Consider the following 16,497-nt stretch of genomic DNA (forward strand, 5'->3'; position numbering starts at 1 on the left):
GTACCCGGCAAGCGCCGGACCGCGCACCCAACCCCCAGCTACAGCACCGCGCGCCTACGCCAGCCCGGCCCGCCGCAACGCGTCAGCCATCGCGTCGTTGGACGGAGCCGCCGCCGCCGACGACGACCGCCCCTTGCCGCCACCGCCGGAGGCCTGCCGCTGCTGCCGCTGCCTCGGCGGCTTCCCCCCACGCTCCCGCTTCCGCTCCCCCTGCGCCCCCTGCGGAGCGGCCTCGTCGTCCAACCGCAGCGTCAACGAGATCCGCTTCCGCGGAATGTCGACGTCCATCACCTTCACCTTCACGATGTCCCCGGGCTTCACCACATCCCGCGGGTCCTTCACGAACGTCTTCGACATCGCGGACACATGCACCAGCCCGTCCTGGTGCACCCCGACGTCCACGAACGCCCCGAAGGCCGCGACATTCGTGACGACACCCTCCAGGACCATCCCGGACGACAGGTCGGAGATCTTCTCCACGCCCTCCTTGAAGGTGGCCGTCTTGAAGGCGGGCCGGGGGTCGCGCCCGGGCTTCTCCAGCTCCTTCAGGATGTCGGTGACCGTCGGCAGACCGAACGTCTCGTTCACGAACTCCGCGGGCCGCAGCGACCGCAGCACCGACGTGTTGCCGATCAGGCCGCCCACCTCCTGCCCGGAGGTCTTCACCATCCGGCGCACCACCGGGTACGCCTCGGGGTGCACGCTCGACGCGTCCAGCGGGTCGCTGCCGCCCCGGATCCGCAGGAAGCCCGCGCACTGCTCGTACGCCTTGGGGCCGAGCCGCGACACCTTCTTCAGCTCCGTACGCGACGTGAACGGTCCGTTCGCGTCACGGTGCGCGACGATGTTCTCGGCGAGGCCGGAGGTGACGCCGGACACGCGGGCGAGCAGCGGCGCCGAGGCCGTGTTGACGTCCACGCCCACGCCGTTCACACAGTCCTCGACCACCGCGTCCAGCGAGCGCGACAGCTTCACCTCGGACAGGTCGTGCTGGTACTGGCCGACGCCGATCGACTTCGGGTCGATCTTCACCAGCTCGGCCAGCGGGTCCTGGAGCCGGCGCGCGATCGACACCGCGCCGCGCAGCGAGACGTCCATGTCCGGCAGTTCCTGGGAGGCGAAGGCGGAGGCGGAGTACACGGAGGCGCCCGCCTCGGACACCATCACCTTGGTGAGCTCCAGCTCCGGGTGCTTGGTGATCAGTTCCCCGGCGAGCTTGTCGGTCTCGCGGGACGCCGTCCCGTTGCCGATCGCGATCAGGTCGACCGTGTGCTCCTTGGCGAGCCGCGCCAGCTTGGCGATCGCCTCGTCCCAGCGGTTGGCCGGGACGTGCGGGTGGATGACGTCCGTGGCCACGACCTTGCCAGTCGCGTCGACCACGGCGACCTTCACACCCGTACGGAAGCCCGGGTCCAGACCGAGCGTCGCGCGGGTGCCCGCCGGGGCGGCCAGCAGCAGGTCGCGCAGGTTGGCGGCGAAGACGTTCACCGCCTCGTCCTCGGCGGCGGTGCGCAGGCGCAGCCTGAGGTCGATGCCGAGATGCACCAGGAGGCGGGTGCGCCAGGCCCAGCGGACCGTGTCCGTCAGCCACTTGTCGGCGGCCCGGCCGCGGTCGGCGATCCCGAACCGGCTCGCGACGATTCCCTCGTACGACGACGGGCCGTCGGTGGCCTCCTCGGGCTCCAGGACGAGGTCGAGCACGTCCTCCTTCTCGCCGCGAAGCAGCGCGAGGACCCGGTGGGAGGGGAGGTCGGTGAACGGCTCGGCGAAGTCGAAGTAGTCGGCGAACTTCGCGCCGGCCTCCTCCTTGCCTTCCTTCACCTTGGCGGCGAGCCGCCCGCGCACCCACATCCGCTCGCGGAGCTCGCCGATCAGGTCGGCGTCCTCCGAGAACTTCTCCGTGAGGATCGACCGTGCCCCATCCAGGGCCGCCTGGGGGTCCGCCACGCCCTTGTCGGCGTCGACGAACGCCGCGGCCGCGGCGAGCGGCTCCACGGACGCGTCGGCGAGCAGTCCCTCGGCCAGCGGCTCCAGACCCGCCTCACGCGCGATCTGCGCCTTCGTACGCCGCTTGGGCTTGTACGGCAGGTAGATGTCCTCCAGGCGCGCCTTGGTCTCGGCCGTCCGGATGCGTGATTCGAGCTCCTCGGTGAGCTTGCCCTGCTCGCGTACCGACTCGAGGATCGCCGTGCGCCGCTCCTCCAGCTCCCGCAGATAGCGCAGCCGTTCCTCGAGCGTGCGCAGCTGCGCGTCGTCGAGCATCTCGGTCGCTTCCTTGCGGTAGCGGGCGATGAAGGGCACCGTCGAGCCGCCGTCGAGCAGCTCCACGGCGGCCTTCACCTGCCGCTCCCGTACGCCGAGTTCCTCGGCGATCCTGCCTTCGATGGACCTCACGTCGATGGACGCGCTGGGCCCGGGTGTCGTCACGATCCCGTACCGCCTTCTCACAGAGGTTGCGCGGCAATTGTGGCAGGTGGCACCGACAATCGGGGATCAGGGCGCCACCCGGGCCGGTCGGGACCGCGCCGGCGCCGGAGCCCGGGATCAGACCCTGCGGCCACGGGTGGACGACGAGGCCCCGCCGAAAAGCCGGGCCAGCGCCCGGAAGGGAAGCGTCACGACGGTGGCGACGGCGCCACCGATCTGGCGCAGTACGTCTGCGATGGCACGGAACACGAAGAGCCCCTTTCCTCGCCCGGCCCCTGCGGCCGGGAGACCTACGGGTACCTCCGGAACGGCCGGACATGCCCGTCGGCGGGCGTGGACCCGGTCAGCGCTTGCCGAGCAGGTCCGCCGGGAAGGCGCCCGCGCCGAGTGCCGTGCGCGCGAAGGCCGTTGCGAGTTCGGTCAGACGAGCCACGCCCTCCGCACCGAGGTGTGCGTAGGGGGCGGTGTCCAGCCGGTCCGTCTCCCGTTCGATCCCGTCGCGCAGCGCGACACCCCGCTCGGTCAGCTCCCCGGCGTCGTCGAGCAGCTCGCGCTGGCGCAGCCGGCCCGTCGCCGCGTCCCACTCCGCCTGGCTCCAGCCACGGGTGGTGAAGATCCACTTCGGGGCCATGCCCTTGCCGGTGGCGGTGTGCGTCACCAGCGCCTCCAGACCGTCGAGCCCCGCGGCCATCAGCGCGGCGAGGTGGCCGTCGCCCCGGTGCTCGCGCAGCAGGGTCGCCGCGTGCCAGAGCGCCAGGTGCGGCGCGTCGGGCACGGGCAGGTCCGCGTGGGCGGAGTACAGCGGGCGGGCGCCGCGGGAGCAGCCTTCGGCGGCGCGCAGCGCCAGACCGGCCGCCTGAGACATCTCCGCGGACGCCAGGGCCTCCTCGCCGAGCAGGCGGCGCAGCGTCGCGTCGACGGCTCGTTCGCGTGCCGCCAGTACCTGTCCGGGCGTGACGGTCTCCCACACCGCGGGCACATGGCGGGCGACGAGGTCGTGCTTGTAGTTGTAGAACGTCGCCGTCACGGCGCCGGCGCCGACCGGCCCCAGCGCGGCGGCGCGCACGGCGAAGTTGACGGCCCGGGGGTCGGTGACCCCGAGAGCGCCCAGTTCCCGGCCCAGGTCGGGTGAGAAGTAGTGCGTCGAGTGCAGTGAGTTGAGGGCGTTGTGGCAGCGACGGCCGGCACGGGCGTCGAGGGCGGCAGTGGTCATGCCGCGCACGTTACCAACCGCTCAGTACGTCCTCCATGCGTCCCTCATGCCCTTCTCCGGGGGGTCGATGACGCATGGCAGGAAAGGTGGGGAACTCGTCATTGCGGTCACCGGCGCCCGGGCGAAGAATCGACGGCATGGCGCAGCGAACCGTCCTCGTCGTCCTCTTCGACGACGTCCAGAGCCTCGACGTCACCGGGCCGGTGGAGGTCTTCGCGGGCGCCGAGACGCACACACCGGGGACGTACCGCGTCCGCACGGCCTCGCTGGACGGCGCCCCCGTGCGCACGTTCAGCGGTCTGACCGTCGTACCGGACCAGGCGCTGACCGACGTGTCCGGCCCGGACACCCTGATCGTCCCCGGCGGCCAAGGCAGCCGGAATCCCGACCCGCGCCTGATCGACTGGCTGCGGGTGAACGGACCGCGCGTCCGGCGCCTGGTCTCCGTCTGCACCGGGGCGATCCTGCTCGCCGGGGCGGGGCTGCTGGACGGCCGCCGCGTCACCACCCACTGGGCCTACTCCGACCGGCTCGCCCGCGACCACCCGGCCGTGGACGTCGACCCCGACCCGATCTACATCCGCGACGGCCACGTCGCCACGTCCGCCGGCGTCACCTCCGGCATCGACCTCGCCCTCGCCCTGGTGGAGGAGGACCTGGACCGGGACGCCGCTCTGACCGTCGCCCGCCATCTGGTGGTGTTCCTGCGCCGGCCCGGGAACCAGGCCCAGTTCAGCGTCCAGCTCGCCGCCCAGACCGCACGGCGCGAGCCTCTGCGCGAGCTCCAGCAGTGGATCACCGAGCACCCGGGCGCCGATCTGAGTGTCGAGTCCCTCGCCGCCCGCGCCGGTTTCTCGCCGCGCCACTTCGCCCGCGCCTTCCAGGCGGAGACCGGCACGACACCCGGCCGGTACGTCGACCGGGTCCGCCTGGAACACGCCCGCCGGCTGCTGGAGGACACCGGCGACGGTGTGGAGGAGGTGTCCCGCGTCAGCGGCTACGGCACGCCGGAGGCCATGCGCCGCGCCTTCGTCAAGGCCCTCGGAACCTCACCGGCCGAGTACCGCCGCCGGTTCCGTCCCGCGCCCGTCCACTGAGGGCGCGTCCCCGATCACCGAGCGACCCCGAAAGGAAACACGTGCAGATCGCCATCGTGCTCTTCGACCGTTTCACCGCCCTCGACGCCGTGGGCCCGTACGAGACCCTGAGCCGCATACCGGACGCGGAGACCGTCTTCGTCGCCGAGCGGACCGGCCCCGTCCGCAACGATTCGGGGAGCCTGGCGCTGACCGCCGACCGGACCCTGGCGGACGTGCCGAGCCCGGACGTCGTCGTGGTGCCGGGCGGCCCCGGTCAGGAGGCGCAGATGGACAACGAGACCCTGCTGGACTGGCTGCGCTCCGCCGACGCCTCCAGCACCTGGACCACCTCGGTCTGCTCGGGCTCCCTGCTGCTCGCCGCCGCGGGGCTGCTGGCCGGCCGCCGCGCCACCTCGCACTGGCTGGCCCTGGAGCTCCTGAAGCCGTTCGGTATCGAGCCGACCGGGGAGCGGGTGGTCACCGACGGCAAGTACGTCACCGCGGCCGGCGTCTCCGCCGGCCTCGACATGGGCCTCACCCTGGTGGGCCGGATCGCCGGGGACGAGCACGCGCAGGCGGTCCAGCTGCTGCTGGAGTACGACCCGCAGCCGCCCTACGACGCCGGCTCCCCGCAGAAGGCGCCCGCCCCTCTCGTCGAGGAGTTCCGCACCCGGAACCGGTTCATCCCGAAGTAGACGCGCTTCCCGGCGCGCTCCCCGGCACACTCCAGCCGAAACGCGGCTGTCTGCGCTCGAGGAAGGCGGCGACCCCCTCCGCGGTGTCGCCGCTGCCGCGCGCCTCGGCGCTCCAGTACGCGTCCCGGTCCGTGCGCCCGTTCGCGAACTCCTTCGCCGCGGCCTGCGTCAGCCGCGAGCGCGACGCCAGGACCCGGGTGAACTCCGCGACCCGCTTGCCGAGTTCGCCCTCCGGCAGCACCTCGTCGACCAGACCGGTGCGCAGCGCCCGCCCGGCGTCGATCAACTCCCCGGAGAACAGCAGGTACTTCGCGGTGGCCGGGCCCGTCAGCGCCACCAGCCGCCGGGTCGAGGACGCCGGATACACGACCCCCAGTTTGGCCGGGGTCACTCCGAACAGCGCCGACTCCTCGGCGAACCGCAGGTCGCAGGCGGCCGCCAGCTGCGCCCCGCCGCCCACACAGTGACCGCGGATCGCCGCCAGCGTCGGCTTGGGGAAGGCCGCGAGGGCCTCCTCCGCGCGCACGGCGAGTCCTTGCGCCTCCTGGGCCGACTCCCGCAGGGTCGAGATGTCGGCCCCGGCGCAGAACGTCGTTCCCTCGCCGGTGAGCACCAGGGCCCGTACCGCCGGATCGGCCGCGAGGGCGTCGAGCAGCTCGGGCAGCGCCCGCCACATCGCGGCCGTCATGGCGTTCCGCTTGGCCGCGTGGTGGACGACGACGGTGGCGACCGAGTCGGCGACCCGGTGCAGCAGCTGCGGCTCCATGGCCCGGATGCTATCCGTCGATCCGTTGGGTACGTGCGGCCGGTGCGGGCGGGACAGGAACGGTCCCACAACTGACCGTGTCATACGCCAACGATCAGAAGTGTTCGATATCTGCCGACTTGTGTTCAGTTCTCCGAACTGGAGCGACGCGTTACCAACACTCAGGGGTGTGGTGACAATCGAGCCCGAGGGTGGCGACCGGACGATGGACGAGACCGGGCCCGCACAACCGATGCCGTACGAAGGCGTCTGGCGGTTCACCGCCCCCGCCGTGGACGCGTCGGTCCCGCAGGCGCGGCACGCCGTGCGGGACCTGCTGGTGCGCCAGGGCGTGCCGGTCTCCGACGACGTGACCGAGGGCCTGCTCCTGATCGTCTCGGAGCTGGTCACGAACGCCGTCCGGCACGCGGCGGTGCTGTCGCCGGTGCTCGCCGTGGAGGTCGCCGTCGGGCCCGAGTGGGTGCGGGTGTCCGTGGAGGACAGCCACCCCTACCGCCCGACCGCCCTGGAGGCGGACCACGGCCGGACGGGCGGGCGTGGGCTGCTCCTGGTGCGGGAGATCACCCTGGAGGCGGGAGGGGCGTGCGACGTGGCCCACACGGCGAGCGGCGGCAAGGTGATCTGGGCCGCCATGCCGCTCAAACAGGCCCTTCCGTAGGCGCGATCGCCGACCGGCGCCGGGGCTTACCGGCCGGCGGACACGCTCACCAGCCGGCGGACGGGCCCGTCAGCTCGCGGACGGCGGGCCGGGCCGCGTCCAGCACCGTCATGAACCACGCCGAGAAGGTGTCCCGCTCATGCCGCTCGGTCAGCTCGGCCGGGGACACGAACGCCGTCTCGGCCACTTCCTCCGGGTCGGGTCGCGGCGCCGCCTGCACCAGGCCGACGAACAGGTGGTTGTACTCCTGCTCGACGAGCCCCGAGGCCGGGTCCGGGTGGTTGTAACGCACCGTGCCCGCCTCGGCGAGCAGCGACGGCGAGACGCCCAGCTCCTCGTACGTCCGCCGGGCCGCCGCCGCGAAGGGGGCCTCCCCGGGGTAGGGGTGACCGCAGCAGGTGTTGGACCACACACCGGGGGAGTGGTACTTGCCCAGCGCCCGCTGCTGGAGCAGCAGCCGGCCCCGCTCGTCGAAGAGGAACACGGAGAAGGCGCGGTGCAGCTGCCCCGGAGGCTGGTGCGCGGAGAGCTTCTCCGCGGTGCCGAGCGTCACGCCGTTCTCGTCGACCAGTTCCAGCAAAATCGCGTCTGCGGTGCCGTTCGACGAACTGTGCGTCGCGGTGGCAGGAGTGATCGGCATACCCATCCTTCACATCGGTCCTCGCGCCCCAAGTGTGCCGTACGAATCCGGCGCTCTCGGCACTTCCCGGCACTCCCGCATGTTCCGCGCGAGGGCGCGGGCGGCGGTCGTCACCGGGCGGGCGCCGAGGAAGGGGCCCAAGTGATCATCGTGCCCGGCCCCGCACACCGGGAACCGTCCGCGGCGTGGCCGGGAAGGAGACGTGGTCGGGAAGGAGACGGGACCGGGACGGAGGCGCGCCGTGCGGAAGCGGTTCGCCGGCGCCACCGTCCCTCAGTGGCACAGCCGCGCCTCGTGCTCCGCGTGTCCGCTGGGCTCCAGCTGGAAGGTGCAGTGCTCCACGTCGAAGTGGTCGCCCAGGCAGCCCTGCAACTCGTGGAGCATCTTCTCGTGGCCGATCGCGCTCAGCGCCTCGCCGCTCACCACCACGTGCGCCGACAGCACCGGCATGCCCGAGGTGATCGTCCAGGCGTGCAGGTCGTGGACGTCCTCGACCCCGTCCAGCGCCAGTATGTGGGCGCGCACCTCGGCGATGTCCACACCCTTGGGGGCGGCCTCCAGCAGTACGTCCAGGGTCTCGCGCAGCAGCCGCCACGTACGCGGCACGATCATCAGGCCGATGACCAGTGAGGCGATCGGGTCGGCCGCCTGCCAGCCGGTGCCCAGGATCACCAGCGCCGACACGATCACGGTCAGCGAGCCCAGCGCGTCGGCCGCCACCTCCAGGAAGGCGCCCCGCACGTTGAGGCTCTCCTTCTGGCCCCGCATCAGCAGCGTCAGCGACACCATGTTCGCCACCAGGCCGATCACGCCGAAGACGACGGCCAGCCCGCCGTTGGTCTCGGCGGGCGTGACGAATCGCTCGATCGCCTCGTACAGGACGTAGCCGCCGACGCCGAGCAGCAGCAGGCAGTTGGCCAGGGCCGCGAGGATCTCGGCCCGGGCGTAGCCGAAGGTGCGCCGGTCGCTGGGCGGCAGGTTCGCGAAGTGGATGGCCAGCAGCGCCATGCCGAGCCCCAGCGCGTCGGTCGCCATGTGCGCCGCGTCGGCGACCAGCGCGAGCGAGTCGGCGAGCACGCCACCGACGATCTGGACGACCATGACGAAGAGCGTGATCGCCAGCGCCACCCGAAGCCTGCCGCGGTACGCGGCGGACGCCGTCCCTGCGGCGTGCGCCCCGTGCGCATGCCCGTGATCGTGCCCAGCCCCCATGGGAAGCAGCCTCTCTGTGCGGTCGACGGTACCGGCCTCCGGCATCCGGTGCGCGGAGTTCGGATCACAGTCAACTACGGGTAGGGGGTATCCGGCAACGCGGCACTGAACACCGTTGTCATGTGCCCTGACCTGCGGAAACGTTACGCAGGTCAGAGCTCCGCAGGGGCGCGGAGGCAGAGCCCCGGCAAGGTCGGCGAAGGGCCGGGAGCGGGCCGCCCTGACCGTCTGCGAACGGTTGCCGACACTGTGCGATGTCCGCGATGCCCGGTCTGCGAGCGCGGTTTGTGGGGCGGGCCCCGCATCCACGATGATGATCGCGGCAAAGACGGGTGCAAGCGGCGCCGACCGACCGAGAAACGGGCGGTGAACACGGCGTTCCGGGTATCCGATAACCTCTGCCGACATGCCGCCCGGGTGCCGCAGGCACGGGCGTCCCACCATGCGCAGGCCCGGCGCCCAGGCGTCGGTACCCAGGGAGTGAGTTCGGTTGTCGACCGCCATCCTCACCGGTCAGCCGGTCCCCGGTTCGTCGATCGAGAGCGAGCTGCGGTCCCTCGGCTTCGACGTGCGTCTCGCCTCCGACGCCGCCGACACCGAGACGCTGCTGGCCCGGGTGCCGGGCGGTGAGCGGGTCGCCGTGGTCGACGCCCGCTTCGTCGGCCACCCGCACGCCCTGCGCCTGGGCCTCACCGACCCCCGCTTCCCGCTCGCCGCGATCCCGGGCGCCGTGACCGCCCAGCCCGAAGCCCGCCAGGCTCTGACCCGAGCGATGGCCCGCGAGAACTCCGCGGGCGGCGGCACGGTGGACGGGGGCGCCCCCGCGGCAGTGAAGCCGAGCGTGAGGGACCTCGACAGCCTCGCCGACCGGATCACCGCCGCCCTCGACGCCGACGGCGCCGACGTGCACCGACCGGAGCTCGGCAGCCTGGTCGCCGCCGTCCCCGCCGACCCCCAGGCCCGCAACGAGGCCCGGCAGGCCGTCGCCGACGTCGACGACGAGGCCGTACGCCTGAAGTCGGCGGTCAAGGCCCGCGACGGCTTCGTCACCACCTACTTCATCAGCCCCTACTCCCGCTACATCGCCCGCTGGTGCGCGCGGCGCGGGCTGACCCCCAACCAGGTCACCACCGCCTCGCTCATCACCGCCCTCATAGCGGCGGGCTGCGCGGCCACCGGCACCCGCGGCGGTTTCGTCGCCGCCGGTGTCCTGCTCATCGCCTCCTTCGTCCTCGACTGCACCGACGGGCAGCTCGCCCGCTACTCCCTGCAGTACTCCACGCTCGGCGCCTGGCTGGACGCCACCTTCGACCGCGCCAAGGAGTACGCCTACTACGCGGGCCTCGCCCTCGGAGCAGCCCGCGGCGGCGACGACGTATGGGCCCTGGCGCTCGGCGCGATGGTCCTGCAGACCTGCCGGCACGTCGTCGACTTCTCGTTCAACGAGGCCAACCACGACGCCGCCGCCAACACAAGCCCCACCGCCGCCCTCTCCGACCGGCTCGACAGCGTCGGCTGGACGGTCTGGGTCCGCCGCATGATCGTCCTGCCCATCGGCGAACGCTGGGCCATGATCGCCGTCCTGACCGCCGTCACCACGCCCCGGATCACCCTGTACGCGCTGCTGATCGGCTGCGCGTTCGCCGCGACGTACACCACCGCGGGCCGTGTCCTGCGCTCGCTGACGCGCAGGGCCACGCGGACCGACCGGGCCGCCGGGGCGCTGGCCGACCTGGCGGACTCCGGCCCGCTCGCCGAGGCCGCCGCCAGGATCTTCCGCAAGCCCGCTCGCCGGCTGCCCGGCTTCACCGCCCCCGCCGTCGCCCTCCTCGGTGGCCTCGCCGTCGCCCTGACCGCCGCGTTCACCGACTTCGGCGGCCCTTGGCCGGCCGTGGCCGCCCTCGCCTACGTCACTACGTCCGCCCTCGCCGTCGCCCGTCCCCTCAAGGGCGCCCTCGACTGGCTGGTCCCGCCGTTCCTGCGCGCCGCCGAGTACGGCACCGTCCTGGTACTGGCGGCGAAGGCCGACGTGAACGGGGCGCTTCCGGCGGCTTTCGGGCTGGTGGCCGCGGTCGCCTACCATCACTACGACACGGTCTACCGCATCCGTGGCGGCGCGGGCGCGCCGCCGCAGTGGCTGGTGCGGACGGTCGGGGGGCACGAGGGCCGCACGCTGGTGATCACCGTGCTGGCCGTGCTGCTCACCGCCACACAGTTCAAGGTCGCGCTCACGGTCCTCGCCGTGGCCGTGGCTCTCGTGGTGCTCGTGGAGAGCATCCGCTTCTGGGTCGCCGCCCACAAGGGCGGCGCACCCGCCGTACACGACGAAGGAGAACCCGCATGATCGGCCTCGTGCTGGCGGCCGGCGCCGGACGCCGTCTGCGCCCCTACACCGACACCCTGCCCAAGGCACTGGTCCCGGTCGGCCCCGAGGGAGCGGAGGACAGCATCACGGTGCTGGACCTGACGCTGGCCAACTTCGCCGAGGTCGGCCTGACCGAGGTCGGGATCATCGTCGGCTACCGCAAGGAAGCCGTGTACGACCGCAAGGAGGAGCTGGAGCGGAAGTACGGCGTCAAGCTCACCCTCATCGACAACGACAAGGCCGAGGAGTGGAACAACGCCTACTCCCTGTGGTGCGGCCGTGACGCCCTCAAGGACGGCGTGATCCTCGCCAACGGCGACACCGTGCACCCGGTCTCCGTCGAGAAGACCCTGCTCGCCGCCCGCGGCGACGGCAAGAAGATCATCCTCGCGCTCGACACGGTGAAGAGCCTCGCCGAGGAGGAGATGAAGGTCGTCGTCGACCCCGACAAGGGCGTCCAGCGCATCACCAAGCTGATGGACCCGGCCGAGGCGACCGGCGAGTACATCGGTGTCACCCTCATCGAGGGCGAGGCCGCCGTGGAGCTGGCCGACGCCCTGAAGACCACCTTCGAGCGCGACCCGCAGCTGTACTACGAGGACGGCTACCAGGAGCTGGTCAACCGCGGCTTCAGGATCGACGTGGCGCCGATCGGCGACGTCAAGTGGGTCGAGATCGACAACCACGACGACCTCGCCAAGGGCCGGGAGATCGCGTGCCTGTACTGACGAGGCTCATCCCGTCGCCGGTCGTCGTGGACATCCGCGCGGGTGCCCTCGACGACCTGGGATGTGTGCTCGCGGACGAGCGCATCTCCCACTCGGGCAAGCTCGCCGTCGCCGTCAGCGGCGGCTCGGGCGCCCGGCTGCGTGAGCGCGTCGCCCCGTCGCTGCCCGGCGCCGACTGGTTCGAGGTCGGCGGCGGCACCCTGGACGACGCGATCAAGCTGGCCGGTGCCATGAAGGGCGGCCACTACGACGCGGTCGTCGGCCTCGGCGGCGGCAAGATCATCGACTGTGCCAAGTTCGCCGCGGCGCGCATCGGCCTGCCGTTGGTCGCCGTACCCACGAACCTCGCGCACGACGGGCTGTGCTCGCCGGTCGCCACCCTGGACAACGACGCGGGCCGCGGCTCGTACGGCGTCCCGAACCCGATCGCCGTCGTCATCGACCTGGACGTCATCCGCGAGGCACCGGTGCGCTTCGTGCGCGCGGGCATCGGCGACGCCGTCTCCAACGTCTCCGCGATCGCGGACTGGGAGCTGGCCAACCGGGTCAAGGGCGAGCGGATCGACGGCCTGGCCGCCGCGATGGCCCGCCAGGCCGGCGAGGCCGTGCTCCGGCACCCGGGCGGCGTCGGCGACAACGACTTCCTCCAGGTGCTTGCCGAGGGCCTGGTCCTGACCGGCATCGCCATGTCGGTCTCCGGAGACTCGCGGCCCGCCTCCGGCGCCTGCCACGAGATCAACCACGCCTTCGACCTGCTCTTCCCCGCCCGCGCGGCCGCCCACGGCGAGCAGTGCGGCCTGGGCGCGGCCTTCGCGATGTATCTGCGCGGCGCCCACGAGGAATCCGCCCACATGGCCGCGGTACTGCGCCGGCACGGTCTGCCGGTGCTGCCGGAGGAGATCGGCTTCACCCCGGACGAGTTCGTCCGGGCCGTGGAGTTCGCGCCGCAGACCCGGCCCGGCCGCTACACGATCCTCGAACACCTCGACCTCGAAACCGACCAGATCAAGGACATGTACGCCGACTATGTCAAGGCCATCGGTAGCTGAACTACGTCCGGTCGTCCATCCCGCGGGGGTCAAGGACCGGCGCAGCGGTGAGCACTGGGCGGGACGCCTCTACATGCGCGAGGTCTCGCTGCGGATCGACCGCTATCTGGTGAACACCAGGATCACGCCCAACCAGCTCACGTACCTGATGACCGTCTGCGGCGTGCTCGCGGCCCCGGCCCTGCTGGTGCCGGGGATCACGGGCGCCGTGCTCGGCGTGGTGGCGGTCCAGCTGTACCTGCTGCTGGACTGCGTCGACGGCGAGGTCGCCCGCTGGAAGAAGCAGTACTCGCTCGGCGGCGTCTACCTCGACCGGGTCGGCGCCTACCTGACCGACGCGGCGGTCCTGGTCGGCCTCGGGCTGCGCGCCGCCGACGTCTGGGGCACCGGGCGGATCGACTGGCTGTGGGCCTTCCTCGGCACCCTGGCCGCCCTCGGCGCCATCCTGATCAAGGCCGAGACCGACCTGGTGGGCGTCGCCCGGCACCAGACCGGGAAGGAGCCGGTCAAGGAGTCCGCGTCCGAGCCGCGGTCCTCCGGCATGGCGCTGGCCCGCCGGGCCGCCGGGGCGCTCAAGTTCCACCGGCTGATCCTCGGCATCGAGGCGTCCCTGCTGATCCTCGTCCTCGCGATCGTCGACGCGAGCCGGGGAGACCTGTTCTTCACCCGTCTCGGCACCGCCGTACTCGCGGGCATCGCGCTTGTGCAGACCCTGCTCCACCTGGTGTCCATCCTCGCCTCCAGCAGGCTCAAGTGAGTGGCGCCATGAAGGTCGGCGCCGTCGTCATCACGATGGGCAACCGCCCCGAGGAACTGCGCGCCCTGCTCGACTCGGTGGCCAAGCAGGACGGCGACCCGGTCGAGGTGGTCGTGGTCGGCAACGGCTCGCCCGTCCCGGAGGTGCCCGACGGCGTGCGCACCGTCGAGCTGCCCGAGAACCTGGGCATCCCCGGCGGCCGCAACGTCGGCATCGAGGCCTTCGGCCCGGGCGGGCGGGACGTCGACATCCTGCTCTTCCTCGACGACGACGGCCTGCTCGCCCGCACCGACACCGCCGAGCTGTGCCGCGAGGCCTTCGCGGCCGACGACGAGCTGGGCATCATCAGCTTCCGCATCGCCGACCCGGACACCGGCGAGACCCAGCGCCGGCACGTCCCGCGCCTGCGCGCCTCGGACCCGATGCGCTCCTCCCGCGTGACCACCTTCCTCGGCGGCGCCAACGCCGTGCGCACCCGCGTCCTCACGCAGGTCGGCGGCCTGCCGGACGCGTTCTTCTACGCCCACGAGGAGACCGACCTGGCCTGGCGGGCCCTGGACGCGGGCTGGATGATCGACTACCGGTCGGACATGGTGCTGAACCACCCCACGACCGCGCCCTCGCGGCACGCGGTCTACCACCGCATGGTCGCGCGCAACCGGGTCTGGCTGGCTCGCCGCAACCTCCCCGTACTCCTCGTCCCGGTCTACCTCGGGGTGTGGATGCTGCTCACACTGCTGCGCCGCCCCTCCCGGTCGGCCCTGAAGGCCTGGTTCGGCGGCTTCCGCGAGGGCTGGGCCACCCCCTGCGGACCTCGCCGGCCCATGAGGTGGCGTACGGTGTGGCGGCTGACCCGGCTGGGCCGGCCTCCCGTGATCTGACAAGCTCGTATCCGAGAGCGTCCCGGCCCGACCCGGGTCAACAGGTCCATGCCAGGTCCGCGCGGCCGAGCATTCCGAAGACGAAAGTTTCCACCAGTGAGTGAGACAACGCACGACGGCACGGTCGCCATGACCAAGCCCGTGTCGCCCGACGAGGGCCTCACACCGGCCCGGCTCGCCGCCAAGCACGGGCTGTCCGTGAGCGGTGCCCGGCCGTCCCTCATGGAGTACGTCCGTCAGCTCTGGGGACGGCGGCACTTCATCCTCGCCTTCTCCCAGGCGAAGCTGACCGCCCAGTACAGCCAGGCCAAGCTCGGTCAGCTGTGGCAGGTGGCCACGCCGCTGCTGAACGCGCTCGTCTACTTCCTGATCTTCGGCCTGATCCTCAACGCCGGCCGCGGCATGGACAAGGACGTCTACATCCCGTTCCTGGTGACGGGCGTGTTCGTCTTCACCTTCACCCAGTCCTCGGCGATGGCGGGCGTGCGCGCCATCGCCGGCAACCTCGGCCTGGTGCGGGCGCTGCACTTCCCGCGCGCCTCGCTCCCGATCTCGTTCGCCCTGCAGCAGCTCCAGCAGCTGCTGGCCTCGATGATCGTGCTGTTCGCGGTGGTGATCGGCTTCGGCAGCTACCCCTCGCTGTCCTGGCTGCTGGTCGTTCCGGCGCTCGTCCTGCAGTTCCTCTTCAACATGGGACTGGCGCTGATCGTGGCCCGGATGGGGGCGAAGACCCCGGACCTGGCCCAGCTGATGCCGTTCATCATGCGGACCTGGATGTACGCGTCGGGCGTCATGTTCTCCATCCCGATCATGCTGGAGGACAAGCCGGCCTGGCTCGCCGACGTGCTCCAGTGGAACCCGGCCGCCGTCTTCATGGACCTGATCCGCTTCGCGCTGATCGACGGGTACGGCTCCGAGAACCTGCCGCCGCACGTGTGGGCGGTCGCGCTCGGCTGGTCCGTGCTCCTCGCGGTGGGCGGCTTCGTGTACTTCTGGAAGGCGGAGGAGAGGTACGGCCGTGGCTGAGCAGCAGCAGGGCGAGCGGGTGCCGACGGTCATCGCGGACGAACTGCACATCGTCTACCGCGTCAACGGCGCCAAGACCGGCAAGGGGAGCGCGACCGCGGCCCTGAGCCGGATGATCAAAAAGGGTGAGCAGCGGGGCGTGCGCAAGGTGCACGCCGTGCGGGGCGTCTCCTTCACCGCCTACCGGGGCGAGGCCATCGGCCTGATCGGATCCAACGGGTCCGGCAAGTCGACCCTGCTGCGGGCCATCGCGGGCCTGCTGCCCGCCGAGCGGGGCAAGGTCTACACCGACGGCCAGCCCTCCCTGCTCGGGGTGAACGCGGCCCTGATGAACGACCTGACCGGCGAGCGGAACATCATCCTCGGCGGACTGGCCATGGGCATGACCCGCGAGCAGATCAAGGAGCGCTACCAGGACATCGTCGACTTCTCCGGCATCAACGAGAAGGGCGACTTCATCACCCTGCCGATGCGCACCTACTCCTCAGGCATGGCCGCCCGCCTGCGCTTCTCCATCGCAGCCGCCAAGGACCACGACGTCCTGATGATCGACGAGGCGCTGGCCACCGGCGACCGCAAGTTCCAGACGCGCTCCGAGCAGCGCATCCGGGAACTGCGCAAGGAGGCCGGCACCGTCTTCCTGGTCAGCCACAACAACAAGTCCATCCGCGACACCTGCAACCGCGTCCTGTGGCTGGAGCGCGGCGAGCTGCGCATGGACGGCCCGACCGACGAGGTGCTCAAGGAGTACGAGAAGTTCACGGGCAAGTAGCCCGACACGCCGGAGCCGCGCCGGAACTGTTCCGGCGCTGCCCCGCGTCTGCGAAAGAAACGGTCAACTCCCGGAGTTTTTGGGAATCTTGAAGCCGATCGATGTGTTGTCGTGATGCGCGGAGGACCCCGGCGAACCTCCGTGAGTTGTACAACGTAAGCTGTACCGGTCCCGAAACGCGGCACATGGGGCGATAATCCCCGACACCCACGGGCGGGCCTGCCGCACG

The 16,497-nt window shown here is 71.6% G+C and carries 16 protein-coding genes; 10 read left to right on the plus strand and 6 right to left on the minus strand.

All coding sequences use genetic code 11. The features are described 5' to 3' along the window. Nucleotides 1–54: 54 nt before the first annotated feature. The 3 genes from QC283_RS06985 to QC283_RS06995 all read right to left on the minus strand — a co-directional run bounded on the left by QC283_RS06985 (nucleotide 55) and on the right by QC283_RS06995 (nucleotide 3,640). On the minus strand, nucleotides 55–2,427 hold the full coding sequence (locus QC283_RS06985) for a Tex family protein (RefSeq protein ID WP_279560485.1): 2,373 nt from the start codon (nucleotides 2,425–2,427) through the stop codon (nucleotides 55–57). Between the two features lie 117 nt (nucleotides 2,428–2,544). Beyond that, a complete protein-coding gene (locus QC283_RS06990; protein ID WP_256976191.1) occupies nucleotides 2,545–2,676 on the minus strand; it encodes an LPFR motif small protein in 132 nt (43 codons plus the stop codon). Nucleotides 2,677–2,770: 94 nt separating this feature from the next. After that, nucleotides 2,771–3,640: an SCO6745 family protein gene (locus QC283_RS06995; protein ID WP_279560486.1), complete on the minus strand. Its 870-nt coding sequence runs from the start codon at nucleotides 3,638–3,640 to the stop codon at nucleotides 2,771–2,773. Between the two features lie 137 nt (nucleotides 3,641–3,777). Between QC283_RS06995 and QC283_RS07000 the strand changes: the two genes are divergently transcribed. Next, a complete protein-coding gene (locus QC283_RS07000) occupies nucleotides 3,778–4,737 on the plus strand; it encodes a GlxA family transcriptional regulator (RefSeq protein WP_279560487.1) in 960 nt (319 codons plus the stop codon). A 41-nt stretch (nucleotides 4,738–4,778) separates the two neighbouring features. Further along, nucleotides 4,779–5,414, plus strand: a complete 636-nt coding sequence (locus QC283_RS07005) for a DJ-1/PfpI family protein (protein WP_279560488.1) — start codon at nucleotides 4,779–4,781, stop codon at nucleotides 5,412–5,414. Here QC283_RS07005 and QC283_RS07010 read toward each other — a convergent pair. Then, nucleotides 5,401–6,180: an enoyl-CoA hydratase/isomerase family protein gene (locus QC283_RS07010; protein WP_279560489.1), complete on the minus strand. Its 780-nt coding sequence runs from the start codon at nucleotides 6,178–6,180 to the stop codon at nucleotides 5,401–5,403. The two genes, QC283_RS07005 and QC283_RS07010, sit on opposite strands and share 14 nt — an antisense overlap. Before the next feature lie 205 nt (nucleotides 6,181–6,385). Here QC283_RS07010 and QC283_RS07015 point away from each other — a divergent pair, with 205 nt between their 5' ends. Then, on the plus strand, nucleotides 6,386–6,838 hold the full coding sequence (locus tag QC283_RS07015) for an ATP-binding protein (protein ID WP_279560790.1): 453 nt from the start codon (nucleotides 6,386–6,388) through the stop codon (nucleotides 6,836–6,838). Between the two features lie 46 nt (nucleotides 6,839–6,884). On the opposite strand, the gene idi is transcribed toward QC283_RS07015, so the two are convergent. Both idi and QC283_RS07025 read right to left on the minus strand, forming a co-directional pair. Beyond that, nucleotides 6,885–7,478 carry an isopentenyl-diphosphate Delta-isomerase gene (idi, locus tag QC283_RS07020; protein ID WP_279560490.1) on the minus strand — a complete coding sequence of 198 codons (594 nt, stop codon included), beginning with the start codon at nucleotides 7,476–7,478 and terminating at the stop codon, nucleotides 6,885–6,887. Nucleotides 7,479–7,751: 273 nt separating this feature from the next. Next, entirely contained in the window at nucleotides 7,752–8,690 is a 939-nt protein-coding gene (locus QC283_RS07025) for a cation diffusion facilitator family transporter (protein ID WP_279560491.1), read from the minus strand. Between the two features lie 490 nt (nucleotides 8,691–9,180). Here QC283_RS07025 and QC283_RS07030 point away from each other — a divergent pair, with 490 nt between their 5' ends. The 7 genes from QC283_RS07030 (at nucleotide 9,181) to QC283_RS07060 (ending at nucleotide 16,268) form a co-directional block, all read left to right on the plus strand. Continuing rightward, nucleotides 9,181–11,034 carry a DUF5941 domain-containing protein gene (locus QC283_RS07030; RefSeq protein WP_279560492.1) on the plus strand — a complete coding sequence of 618 codons (1,854 nt, stop codon included), beginning with the start codon at nucleotides 9,181–9,183 and terminating at the stop codon, nucleotides 11,032–11,034. Continuing rightward, complete coding sequence (locus QC283_RS07035; protein WP_279560493.1) at nucleotides 11,031–11,783, plus strand: phosphocholine cytidylyltransferase family protein; 753 nt, start codon at nucleotides 11,031–11,033, stop codon at nucleotides 11,781–11,783. The genes QC283_RS07030 and QC283_RS07035 overlap by 4 nt, the downstream gene beginning before the upstream one ends. Then, on the plus strand, nucleotides 11,771–12,832 hold the full coding sequence (locus QC283_RS07040) for an iron-containing alcohol dehydrogenase family protein (RefSeq protein ID WP_279560494.1): 1,062 nt from the start codon (nucleotides 11,771–11,773) through the stop codon (nucleotides 12,830–12,832). Before QC283_RS07035 ends, QC283_RS07040 begins: the two co-directional genes overlap by 13 nt. Beyond that, nucleotides 12,810–13,589, plus strand: a complete 780-nt coding sequence (locus QC283_RS07045) for a CDP-alcohol phosphatidyltransferase family protein (protein WP_279560495.1) — start codon at nucleotides 12,810–12,812, stop codon at nucleotides 13,587–13,589. Before QC283_RS07040 ends, QC283_RS07045 begins: the two co-directional genes overlap by 23 nt. A gap of 8 nt (nucleotides 13,590–13,597) precedes the next feature. Next, the gene (locus QC283_RS07050; RefSeq protein ID WP_279560496.1) at nucleotides 13,598–14,470 is read left to right on the plus strand and encodes a glycosyltransferase family 2 protein; all 873 of its coding nucleotides are present in this window, start codon (nucleotides 13,598–13,600) and stop codon (nucleotides 14,468–14,470) included. A 96-nt stretch (nucleotides 14,471–14,566) separates the two neighbouring features. Beyond that, the gene (locus QC283_RS07055; protein ID WP_279560497.1) at nucleotides 14,567–15,496 is read left to right on the plus strand and encodes an ABC transporter permease; all 930 of its coding nucleotides are present in this window, start codon (nucleotides 14,567–14,569) and stop codon (nucleotides 15,494–15,496) included. After that, nucleotides 15,489–16,268 carry an ABC transporter ATP-binding protein gene (locus QC283_RS07060; RefSeq protein ID WP_279560498.1) on the plus strand — a complete coding sequence of 260 codons (780 nt, stop codon included), beginning with the start codon at nucleotides 15,489–15,491 and terminating at the stop codon, nucleotides 16,266–16,268. The genes QC283_RS07055 and QC283_RS07060 overlap by 8 nt, the downstream gene beginning before the upstream one ends. Nucleotides 16,269–16,497: the final 229 nt, after the last annotated feature.

The sequence above is a fragment of the Streptomyces sp. DH41 genome, from assembly GCF_029813785.1.
In the GTDB taxonomy this organism is placed as follows: domain Bacteria; phylum Actinomycetota; class Actinomycetes; order Streptomycetales; family Streptomycetaceae; genus Streptomyces.